Source organism: Thiohalomonas denitrificans (assembly GCF_016841685.1).
Lineage (GTDB): Bacteria > Pseudomonadota > Gammaproteobacteria > Thiohalomonadales > Thiohalomonadaceae > Thiohalomonas > Thiohalomonas denitrificans_A.
This window is the reverse complement of the sequence record NZ_JAENYR010000098.1, coordinates 1-11,340: the sequence shown is the minus strand read 5'-3', so window position 1 is coordinate 11,340 and position 11,340 is coordinate 1. Positions and strand designations below refer to the sequence as shown.

Annotated in this window: 8 protein-coding genes; 5 read left to right on the top strand and 3 right to left on the bottom strand. The window is 62.2% G+C overall.

All coding sequences use genetic code 11. The features are described from left to right. Positions 1 to 134 precede the first annotated feature (134 nt). Positions 135 to 2,828 (bottom strand): DNA polymerase I, encoded by a 2,694-nt coding sequence (gene polA / locus Q7L05_RS15550; protein WP_303908778.1) that lies wholly within the window; start codon positions 2,826 to 2,828, stop codon positions 135 to 137. Between the two features lie 254 nt (positions 2,829 to 3,082). On the opposite strand from polA, the gene Q7L05_RS15545 reads away from it, so the two are divergent. From Q7L05_RS15545 to greB, 5 genes are all read left to right on the top strand, one after another. Continuing rightward, a complete protein-coding gene (locus Q7L05_RS15545; RefSeq protein ID WP_303908775.1) occupies positions 3,083 to 3,805 on the top strand; it encodes a TIGR00730 family Rossman fold protein in 723 nt (240 codons plus the stop codon). A 16-nt stretch (positions 3,806 to 3,821) separates the two neighbouring features. Then, positions 3,822 to 4,151, top strand: a complete 330-nt coding sequence (locus Q7L05_RS15540; protein WP_303908772.1) for a DUF2782 domain-containing protein — start codon at positions 3,822 to 3,824, stop codon at positions 4,149 to 4,151. A gap of 371 nt (positions 4,152 to 4,522) precedes the next feature. Then, on the top strand, positions 4,523 to 5,068 hold the full coding sequence (locus Q7L05_RS15535; protein WP_303908769.1) for a TRAP transporter small permease subunit: 546 nt from the start codon (positions 4,523 to 4,525) through the stop codon (positions 5,066 to 5,068). Next, positions 5,068 to 6,453 carry a TRAP transporter large permease gene (locus Q7L05_RS15530; RefSeq protein WP_303908767.1) on the top strand — a complete coding sequence of 462 codons (1,386 nt, stop codon included), beginning with the start codon at positions 5,068 to 5,070 and terminating at the stop codon, positions 6,451 to 6,453. Before Q7L05_RS15535 ends, Q7L05_RS15530 begins: the two co-directional genes overlap by 1 nt. Positions 6,454 to 6,649: 196 nt before the next feature. Next, positions 6,650 to 7,153: a transcription elongation factor GreB gene (gene greB, locus Q7L05_RS15525; protein WP_303908763.1), complete on the top strand. Its 504-nt coding sequence runs from the start codon at positions 6,650 to 6,652 to the stop codon at positions 7,151 to 7,153. 402 nt (positions 7,154 to 7,555) lie between these two features. Here the strand turns inward: greB and Q7L05_RS15520 are convergent, their stop codons facing one another. Beyond that, positions 7,556 to 8,635 (bottom strand): TRAP transporter substrate-binding protein, encoded by a 1,080-nt coding sequence (locus Q7L05_RS15520; protein ID WP_303908760.1) that lies wholly within the window; start codon positions 8,633 to 8,635, stop codon positions 7,556 to 7,558. A gap of 434 nt (positions 8,636 to 9,069) precedes the next feature. Further along, entirely contained in the window at positions 9,070 to 11,232 is a 2,163-nt protein-coding gene (gene uvrD, locus Q7L05_RS15515; RefSeq protein WP_303908781.1) for a DNA helicase II, read from the bottom strand. Between the last annotated feature and the right edge of the window lie 108 nt (positions 11,233 to 11,340).

Below are 11,340 nucleotides of genomic sequence, written 5' to 3'. Positions count from 1 at the left end.
ACGTTCGTCACCGATTCGGGGCCGCGTAGCGGCGGGTACGGCTCGCAATGACGGCCAAGAGTTCGTCGTTATTCGGGCCTGCGTAGCAGGGGGTACGGCTCGTAACTAGCAACTAGCAACTAGCCACTCGCAACTCAGTGCGCCTCGTCCCAGTTATCACCTACGCCGGCCTCGACCTCCAGCGGCACCGAGAGGTCGGCGGCCCCGGACATGCACTGGATTACCGTCGCACGAACGACTGCCAGGTCTTCCTCCGCCACCTCGAACACCAGTTCGTCGTGAACCTGCATGATCATGCGGGCATCCACGCTGCCTTGCAGCAACCAGCCGTCCACGGCAATCATTGCCCGCTTGATGATATCGGCCGCGGTGCCCTGCATGGGGGCGTTGATGGCGGTACGCTCGGCATACTGCCGGCGCTGGGCGTTGCTGGCCTTGATATCCGGGATATAGAGCCGGCGACCGAACACCGTCTCCACAAAGCCATCGTCCCTGGCCTTCCTGCGGGAGGCGTCCATATAGGCCTTCACCCCGGGGTAGCGCCGGAAGTAGAGGTCGACGTAGGTCTGGGCGGCCGCCCGGTCGATGCCCAGCTGGCGCGCCAGGCCGAAGGCGGACATGCCGTAGATGAGCCCGAAATTGATCGCCTTGGCGGAGCGCCGCTGGGCAACCGTAACCTCCTCCAGCGGCATGCCGAAGACTTCGGCGGCGGTAGCGGTATGGATGTCCCGGCCCTCGGCGAAGGCGCCCAGCAGGCCCTCATCCTGTGACAGATGGGCCATGATCCGCAGCTCGATCTGGGAGTAGTCCGCGGCCAGCAGCTTGTAACCATCCGGGGCGACGAAGGCCTGGCGGATTCGGCGCCCCTCCGGGGTGCGGATGGGGATATTCTGGAGATTCGGGTCCGACGAGGAGAGTCGCCCGGTGGCGGCCACCGCCTGATGATAAGAGGTATGCACCCGCCCGTCGTGACTGACCTGGCCCGGCAGCTTGTCCGTATAGGTGGACTTGAGCTTGGAGAGGCTCCGATACTCGAGGATCAGCCGCGGCAGTTCATAATCCAGCGCCAGCTCCTGAAGCACCTCCTCGGCAGTGGAGGGCTGCCCCTTGGGCGTCTTCTTTACCACCGGCAGACCTTTCTGCTCGAAGAGGATGACCTGCAGCTGTTTGGGTGAGCCGAGATTGAAGGGGCCGCCCGCTTCCTGGTGGGCCAGGAGCTCGATTTCGCCCATTCGTTTGGCCAATTCCGTACTCTGCCGGCGCAGCTTGTCCATATCCACCAAGACGCCGTTTCGCTCCAGACGCGAAAGCACCGCCACCAGGGGCAGCTCGATCCCGGTGTAGAGCTTCGCCAGGGAAGGAATCGCCTCCAGCTGCGGCCAGAGCTTGCGATGCAGCTGGAGGGTAACGTCCGCATCCTCCGCCGCATAGGGGGCCGCCTGTTCCAGGTCCACCTCGTTGAAGCCCAGCTGTTTCGCACCCTTGCCGGCTACCTCTTCATAGGTGACGGTCTTGCGCCCCAGATACTTCAACGACAGGGAATCCATATCGTGGCGCGCTGCCGTGCTGTTCAGCACGTAGGACTCCAGCATGGTGTCGTGCACCGGCCCCTCCAGTTGAATACCGGCCGCCGCCAATACGCTCATGTCGTATTTGAGATTCTGCGCCAGCTTGACCTTGTTGGGATCGAGCAGATACGGCGCGAGGCGCTGAAAAACAGTCTCCTTGTCGAGCTGGTCCGGCACACCGGGGTAGTCGTGACCGACAGGGATGTAGACCGCATGCCCCGGCTCCACCGCCAGGGAGACGCCGACCACCTCCGCCAGCATGTAGTCGAGATTGGTGGTTTCGGTATCGAACGCAAACAGATCCGCGTCCTCCAGACGCTTTATCCAGGCATCCAGCCCCGCCTCGTCGAGGACCAGCTCGTATTCGGTACCCTCAGGCACCTGCTCCTCGGGCTCCGCGCCATCCAGCAGGTCCGATAGCCAGGCGCGGAATTCGAGGCGGGTATAGAGTTCGCGCAGGGTCTCCCGGTCCGGCTCGCCGCGGCGCAATTCAAAAGGCCCCAGCTCCAGGGGCACATCGCAGCGGATGGTCACCAGCTCCCGTGATAGCGGCAGCTGCTCGAGACTGGCGCGCAGGTTTTCGCCCACTTTGCCCTTGATCGACTCGGCGTGCTCCATCACCCCGTCCAGCGAACCGTACTGCTGCAACCATTTGGCAGCGGTCTTGGGACCGCACTTGGGTACCCCGGGGACGTTGTCGACGGCATCGCCCACCAGGGCGAGCCAATCGACGATGTTCTCCACCGGAACGCCGAATTTCTCCTCCACATGGTCGGCGTCGGTTACCGTACCGGTCATGGTGTTGACGAGGGTGACCCGTTCACTGACCAACTGTGCCATATCCTTGTCACCGGTGGAGACCACCACCTCCATGTCCGCCGCCTCGGCCTGACGCGCCAGGGTGCCGATGACATCGTCCGCCTCGACGCCATCGATGATCAGCAGCGGCAGGCCCATGGCACGCACCATTTCATGTAGTACCTGCACCTGGCCACGGAGTTCATCCGGCATTGGCGGACGATGGGCTTTATACTGATCATAGAGTTCATCCCGGAAGGTCTTGCCCTTGGCATCGAAGACGACTGCCATATACTCCGGGTCGTAATCCTTCAGGAGTCGGCGGAGCATATTGGCCACGCCATAGACGGCGCCGGTAGGCTCGCCACGGGAGTTGGTCAGCGCCGGCAGGGCATGGAAGGCGCGGTATAGGTAGGACGAACCGTCCACGAGCACCAGTGGCTTGTCACTGCGTTCTGTCATCGGTCTTCTCGAAATCTGCACAATCGGGCCATAGTGTACTGCGGCGCGGTACACTACGGACAAGCTGTGACATTAAACCACGGGGACCACGGGGGACACGGGAAAGAAACGGAAATACACCAGAGAGACGCAAAGCGGATGATGCAAAAAATCCCTGCGTGTTGAAAAACCCGTGTCCCCCGTGCACCCCGTGGTTCGCTTTTGGCGTTGGCCTTGGTGTTCGCTTTTGGTGTTAACAGAGGAATTCGCCGCTTATGGACGAAAACAACAAATCTCATCCGGGTATGACACCGATTGACGATGCAATGCTCACCCGCGAGTCCTGGAAGATCTTTCAGATCATGGCCGAGTTCGTGGAGGGCTTCGAAAAACTCGCCCGTATCCGGCCCTCGGTGAGCATCTTCGGCTCGGCACGCACCTCACCGGATCACCCCTATTACAAGCTTACCGAGGAGATCGCGCGGGCCCTCTCCGACGCCGGCTTTTCGGTGGTCAGCGGCGGTGGGCCGGGGATTATGGAGGCGGCCAACAAGGGGGCCCATGCCGGCAAATCGCCCTCGATCGGCCTGAACATCCAGTTACCGCATGAACAGAGCGGAAACAGCTATCAGGACATCTCCCTGACCTTTCGGCACTTTTTTGCCCGCAAGGTGATGTTCGTAAAATATGCCTCGGCCTATGTTGTGCTCCCGGGCGGATTCGGTACTCTGGACGAACTGGCCGAGATCCTGACTCTCGTCCAGACCGGAAAAACCCGCCGCATCCCCATCATTCTGGTACACAGTCCGTTCTGGAATGGGCTGGTGGACTGGCTGCAAGAGATACTGGTGACGGAGAAGACCATCGCTGCCGAGGATATGGATCTGTTCCAGGTCATCGACGAGCCACGGGAGGTGGTGGAAGCCATCTTCAGCCATTACGAAACCCGGGGCTTCGAGCCCTCAGCCGAAGAGCAGGAGATCCTGCTGGATCTCTAAAACCAAGGATTCGACCATGCGTACACCCGCCGTTTTTATCGCCCTCGCCATGTTGGCTCCCGCTGCGGCCCAGGAACCTCCGGGAGGCGAAGCCGAACCCCCACCGCCCATCGCCGATAATATCCCAATGCCGGAGGGACTCGAGCCGGAGGTCCGCATTCAGCGCAAGGATGAGGATATCATCGAGGAGTACAGCGTCAGGGGGCAGGTCTATATGGTGAAGATCACGCCGACCGCCGGTGCGCCTTACTATCTCATCGACACCGATGGCGATGGTCTGCTGGAGACCTTCCGCAACGACCTTGAAAACCCGCCCATCGTGCAGTGGCGGCTGTTCGAGTGGTGAAATTTTCAACCACGGGAACGGTGTCCCCGTGGTCAGGGCAACCGCATACTTTGAAGCGAGCGGTGTCAGTCCTTGATGGCAGGTCGTCGGCAGCACGCCGCCAGGGATGGCGGTGTTAGACCATGCAGGAGCACACTTGTCGAGGGATATTGCCGTCGAGCGTACACGGATGAAAGATGATTGCTCCTGCATCATCTTCACTTCCTGCATCCCTGTAGATGGTATTCACAGCGTACCGGCTATCCAGGACTTGGTTCGCTCGCCGGCATCAAAAATGGGAGTATGCGTTTACCCTGCCCCGTGGTTTATGCGGTTGTCGGCAGGTGGGGGGGTGCCTAGAATAGGCGCGCACCTGCTCCGGCTTTGACCCTATGAAAACGATTCAGCGCCTTATCGGCTATTTGGACGCCGTCAACGAAGCTACCGGACGGGCAGTCGCCTGGCTGACGCTGGGGATGGTCGTGGTGACTTTTGCTGTGGTGGTCCTGCGCTACGTCTTCAATATCGGCTGGATCGCCATGCAGGAGTCGATCACCTACATGCATGCGGCGGTTTTCATGCTGGGGGCGGCCTACACCCTCAAACATGATGGACATGTGCGGGTGGATATCGTCTACCGGCGCCTCTCCGGACGCGGGCGGGCGTGGGTGGACCTGCTCGGCACGCTGCTTCTGCTGCTGCCGATGTCCGGATTTATCGCCTGGGCCAGCTGGGACTACGTCGTCAGTGCCTGGGCCTTGAGGGAGGGCTCCGGAGAGACGGGCGGGCTGCCGTGGGTCTACCTGCTCAAGAGCACCATCCCCGCCATGGCAGTCCTGATGATATTCCAGGGCGTGGCGCTTGCCCTGCGCAGTCTGCTGATCATTACCGGCCACCCTGAGGCTGCTCCCGAACACGATCCAGCGCAGGAGCTCTGATGGCCGAACTCGCCCCGCTGTGGATGTTCCTTGCGGTCTGTATGGTCCTGCTGGCCGGATATCCGGTCGCTTTTTCCCTGGCCGGAACCGCACTGGCCTTCGCCCTCTTCGGTGACATGGCCGGGCTCTTCGACCCCTCTTTCCTGGGGGCGCTGCCCAACCGCCTCTACGGCATCATGACCAACCAGACGTTGATTGCGGTTCCCCTGTTTGTGTTCATGGGAGTGATGCTGGAGCGCTCCAGGGTGGCGGAGAACCTGCTGGATACCATGGCCGCCCTGTTCGGACCGGTCAGGGGTGGCCTGGGGATCTCCGTGACCATCGTAGGCATGCTGCTGGCCGCCAGTACCGGCATCGTGGGGGCCACCGTGGTCACCATGGGACTGCTGTCGCTACCCACCATGCTCAAGCGCGGCTACAGCCCGGAACTGGCCACCGGCACCGTCTGCGCCTCGGGGACCCTGGGGCAGATTATCCCCCCTTCGATCATCCTGGTTCTGCTCGGTGATGTGCTCTCCTCGGCCTATCAACAGGCGCAGCTGGAGATGGGAATCTGGTCACCCGATACCATCTCGGTGGGAGACCTGTTTGCCGGCGCCCTGCTGCCGGGATTGATGCTCGTCGGGTTCTATATCCTCTATCTCTTCGGTATAGCCCTTTTCCGACCATCGGTGGCCCCGGCGATCCCGGCGGCCGAGCGCACCGAAAAGGGCCTCGCCCTGGCGCTTCGCGCCGGGAAGGTTTTGCTGCCGCCACTAGCTCTCATACTGGCGGTACTCGGCTCCATCATGGCTGGCGCCGCCACACCGACCGAGGCGGCCTCGGTGGGTGCGGTGGGGGCCATCCTGCTGGCAGCGATGCAGGGGCAGTTGACGTGGGGGAAAGTGACCGAAGTGGTTCGGGCGACCACCCAGGTCACCAGCATGGTGTTCCTGATCTTCATCGGCGCCTCCCTGTTTTCCCTGGTTTTCCGGGGCTACGGGGGTGATGACCTGGTCGAGGGTGTGTTGACCGATCTGCCCGGCGGTGTCTTTACCGCCATGTTCATGGTCATGCTGGTGATGTTTTTGCTCGGCTTCATTCTCGATTTCATCGAGATCACCTTCGTGGTCGTACCGGTGGTGGCACCGATCCTGCTGGCCATGGGCCTGGATCCGGTCTGGCTGGGAGTGATGATCGCCATCAACCTGCAGACCTCCTTCCTCACTCCACCGTTCGGCTTCGCCCTCTTCTACCTGCGGGGCGTGGCACCCCCGGAGGTCACCACGGTGCAGATCTACCGCGGCGTCGCCCCCTTTATCGTCATCCAGGTCGCGGCCCTCGCCGCCCTCGCCTGGTGGCCCGAACTGGCGACCTGGCTTCCGGGGGTCGTCTACGGGGAGTAACTTCGGTATTAACCGCAAAGACGGAAGGGCGCAAGGAACGCATCTATTGTTTTGCACCGCAGAGACGCAGAGGGCACAGAGGGTTCGCGGGGGCTTACCCTTGATTACTCTCTGCGAACCTCCGCGCCTCAGCGGTGAGATATTCTTTTCGTTGGCGCTCTTTGCGTCTTAGCGGTTAATTCCCACAGGAGGTCCGATGGGACGCTGGCGACCACCGCGAGAAACCGGTTCGAAGTACATCACCCCGGAGGGCTACGCCAGGCTGGAAGCGGAGCTGAAGGCATTGTGGGCGCGCCGTCATGGGGTAGTCAGCGCGCTCTCCGCAGCAGCGGCCGAAGGAGACCGCTCTGAGAATGCCGAGTACATCTACCGCAAAAAGGAGTTGCGGGGTATCGACGGGCGCATTCGCTATCTGCAGAAACGCCTGCCGGACCTCCAGGTTGTCGACAGCGTGCCTTCCCATCAGCAGCGGGTGTTCTTCGGTGCCTGGGTAACGCTGGAGGATGAAGCGGGCGAGGAGCACCAATACCGCATCGTCGGGCCCGACGAGTTCGATGCCGATCCCCGCTACGTCAGCGTCGACGCCCCTGTGGCCCGCGCACTGCTTGGAAAAGCCCTCGACGACGAAGTGACGGTCCGGCTTCCCGAGGGCGAGGCCACCTATTGGATAGTAGCGGTGAGCTACGACAGGAGCATCTGAATCGCAGGGACGGTGGGAGCGGCTTGCAGCCGCGATGTCGAAGGATCCATGGCAAGATGCCGCCGCACAACTGCCTGATTTGCACCGCAGAGACGCAGAGAACACAGAGGTTCGCGGGGGCTTTTGGCATTGATTACTCTCTGCGAACCTCCGCGTACCCTGCGCCTCAGCGGTGAGATATTCTTTTTCCAGGGCACAAAGAACACGTCTGGTTTTTGCACCGCAGAGACGCAGAGGGCACAGAGGGTTCGCGGGGGCTTTTAGCGTTGATTACTCTCTGCGACCCTCCGCGTACCCTGCGCCTCAGCGGTGAGATATTCTTTTTCCAGGGCACAAAGAACACGTCTGTTTTTTTCCTTGGCGCTCTTTGCGTCTTTGCGGTTAGTCCCGGTTTCCGTCGGCTCAAAGTGCGCGGGCGTTGAGGTAGGCGCGTTCGGAGACGTCGTGCCAGGCCACTACCTGGTCGCGGAAGGTCCGGAAGGAGTCGTAGACTTTTTTCGACATCGGGTCCCTGGCGGCCACTTCCGCCACCACCTGGTCGGAGATCCCTTTCAGCTCCTTCAGGACGCTATCGGGGAAGCGGCGCAGCTGCACCTTGTGCCGGTTGACCAGGGTATCCAGCGCCTCGTTGTTGCGGGCGGTGAATTCCGACAGGCCGTCGACATTGGAGGCCTTGCAGGCGTTGATGACAATCGCCTGCAGATCGGCCGAGAGGGCTTCGAATGCCTCCTTGTTGATAAAGGACTCCAGTACGGTGCCCGGCTCATGCCAGCCGGGGTAGTAATAGTATTTGGCCGCCTTGTGAAGGCCGAAGGCCAGGTCGTTGTAGGGCCCCACCCACTCGGTCGCGTCGATAGCGCCGGACTTCAGAGATGAGAAGATCTCACCGCCGGGGAGGCTGACCGGGGTCCCCCCGAGGCGCTTCAGGACCTCGCCCCCCAATCCGGGAATACGCATCTTCAGGCCTTCGAGATCATCGAGGGAGTTGATCTCCTTGTTGAACCAGCCACCCATCTGCACACCGGTATTGATGGCCGCGGTGGGGATCAGTCCAAACGGCGCATAGACCTCTTTCCACAGCTCCATGCCGCCGCCGTGATAGAGCCAGGCATTCATCTCCTGGGCGGTCATGCCGAACGGCACCGCCGCAAAGAACTGCGCCGCCTCGCTTTTGCCCTTCCAGTAATAGGCGGCGCCGTGACCCATCTGCGCCGTGCCGCGGGAAACCGCATCGAAGATCTCGAAAGCCGGCACCAACTCCTTGGCGCCATACACCTTCACCTCGATACGCCCGCCGGACATCTCGGTAATCAATTTCGCCAGATTGTTGGCACCGGTGCCCATACCCGGAAAATTCTTCGGCCAGGTGGTGACCATCTTCCACTTGTGCGGCTTGGCGGCATGCACCGCCGGTGCGGCCAATGTCCCACCGGCCAGCACGGAGCCGGCACCGACCCCCTTGATAAAGTCGCGACGCTTCATTGATTTCTCCTTTTATGATACTGCTCACTCCCCCGTCATTCCCGCGTAGGCGGGAGTCCAGAGGGCAGCGGCATGGCTCAAAATGGATCCCCACCTGCGCGGGGATGACGGGAAATCCGGCCCGACCCGCAAGAGATAGACATTGGATCCCCGCCTGCACGGGGATGGCGAATCTCCTATGCCGCGCATAATCACCCGGGCGACCAGTTACCTTATATCTATCACCGCGGACGCGCAGAGTCGGATCTAACCGCAAAGACGCGAAGAGCGCAAAGGGATTGAACCACGGGGTGCACGGGGAACACGGGGGAACCGGTTTACAACACAAACGACCCAGAGGGCAGCTATGCAAAAACGCCAATCACGAACGGATTTCGGTTCATCGCCGTTTCTCTAGAATTTCCCGTGCTCCCCGTGTCCCCCGCGGTTAGAGATTACACCGCTTCGAGGTTGGCGTAGCTGAGCACCAGCCATTTGGTGCCCACATCGTCGAAGGCGACCTGGACGCGGGCCTGGGCGCCCTGGCCCTCCAGGGCGAGGATCACGCCTTCGCCGAACTTGCGATGGGTGACCCGCTGGCCCAAACCGAGCCCGTCGGCGGTCTCCGTCGGTTCGGCGCGGCGCGACGGAGAGGGCATTGCCGTGCCCATTCCGCGCAGGCGGATCTCCTCGACGAATTCCGGCGGCAGCTCGCGCAGAAAGCGGGAGGGCCGGGTATAGTTTTCCTGACCATAGAGGCGGCGCACCTCGGCGTAGGTGAGGTAGAGCTGGCGCATGGCACGGGTCATGCCGACATAGCAGAGACGACGCTCCTCCTCAAGCCGGCCGGGCTCCTCCACGGACATGCGATGGGGGAACAGCCCCTCCTCCATGCCGCAGATGAACACCAGGGGGAATTCCAGTCCCTTGGCGGAGTGCAGGGTCATCAGCTGCACCGAATCCTCCCACTCGTCCGCCTGGCCTTCGCCGGCCTCAAGGGCCGCGTGGGCGAGAAACGCCGAAAGGGCGCTCATCCCTTCGTGCTGCTCCTCGTCGAATTCGAACTGGCGCGCAGCGTTGACCAGCTCCTCGAGGTTTTCGATACGCGCCTGTCCGCGCTCGCCCTTCTCCTTTTTACAGTGCTCGATCAGGCCGCTTCGCGTCACCGCATGCTCGAAGGTGTCATGCAGTTCAAGCATCTCTGTCTCTTCTGCGAGACACTCGACCAGCTCCAGAAAGGCCCGCACGGCGTTGCGCGCCCGGGCGGGCAGCGCCGTACCCTCGGCCACCTCCATGGCCGCCTGCCAAAGCGGCTGCTGGTGGGCGGCGGCATGCTCCCGGATGGCCTGCACGGTGCGATCGCCGATGCCGCGGGTGGGGGTATTGACCACCCGTTCGAAGGAGGGGTCATCGCCCCGGTTTACGATAAGGCGCAGGTAGGCCAGCGCGTCCTTGATCTCGGCGCGATCGAAAAAGCGCAGGCCGCCATAGACCCGGTACGGCACTGCCGCCTGCATGAGGGCCTCTTCGAGCACCCGCGACTGGGCGTTGGAACGGTAGAGGATCGCCACCTCGGAGCGCGCCCCGCCCTCCCGGTTCCAGGTGCGGATACGGTCCACCACGAAGCGGGCCTCTTCAATCTCGTTGAAGGCCCCGTAGATGCGTACCGGGTCACCCTTTTCACCCGCGGTCCACAGCTCCTTGCCGAGCCGGTCGGCGTTGTGGGCAATGATGCCGTTGGCGGCAGAGAGGATGGTGCCGGTGGAGCGATAGTTCTGTTCCAGGCGAATGAGTTGCACATTGGGGAAATCCCGGCGGAACTGATGGATATTCTCCACCCGGGCGCCACGCCAGCCGTAGATGGACTGGTCATCATCCCCCACCACGAAGACCTGGCCGGAATCACCGGCGAGCAGCCGGATCCAGGCGTACTGAATGGCATTGGTATCCTGAAACTCATCCACCAGGATATGCCGAAACCGCTCCCGGTAGTGGGCCAGCAGGTCCGGCCGGTCGCGCCACAACTCATGGGCCCGCAGTAGCAGTTCGGCGAAATCCACTACACCGCCGCGCCGACACGCCTGCTCATAGGCCTGGTAGATGCGTACCAACTGCATCTGCACCGGATTACCCTCAGGATCCACATGTTCAGGCCGCAGGCCTTCATCCTTACGGCCATTGATGAACCACTGTGCCTGCTTCGGCGGCCAGTTGGTCTCATCGAGCTGCAGCTCGCGCAGCACGCGGCGCACCATGCGGTACTGGTCGTCCGAGTCGAGGATCTGGAAGCTCTGGGGCAGGTCCGCCTCACGCCAGTGCTGCCGCAACAGACGATGGGCGATACCGTGGAAGGTACCCACCCACATACCGCCGGCCGGCACTTGCAACAGGGACTCGATGCGGCCACGCATCTCCCGGGCCGCCTTGTTGGTGAAGGTCACCGCGAGGATACCAAAGGGAGAGACGCCTTCGGTGCGGATCAACCAGGCGATCCGGTGCGTTAGCACACGGGTCTTACCGCTGCCGGCGCCGGCCAGCACCAGGAGGTTGCCGGCCGGTGCGCAGACTGCCTGGCGCTGGGCTTCGTTGAGGGGGTCGATCAGGTCGGATACGTCCATGGAGGCGGATGGTATCAGAGTCTGACCCGCGCGCCGACGCTGTCGGCCGAGGACCAGGGCAACCGCATACTTTGAAGCGAGCGGTGTAAGTCCTTGATAGCAGGTCGT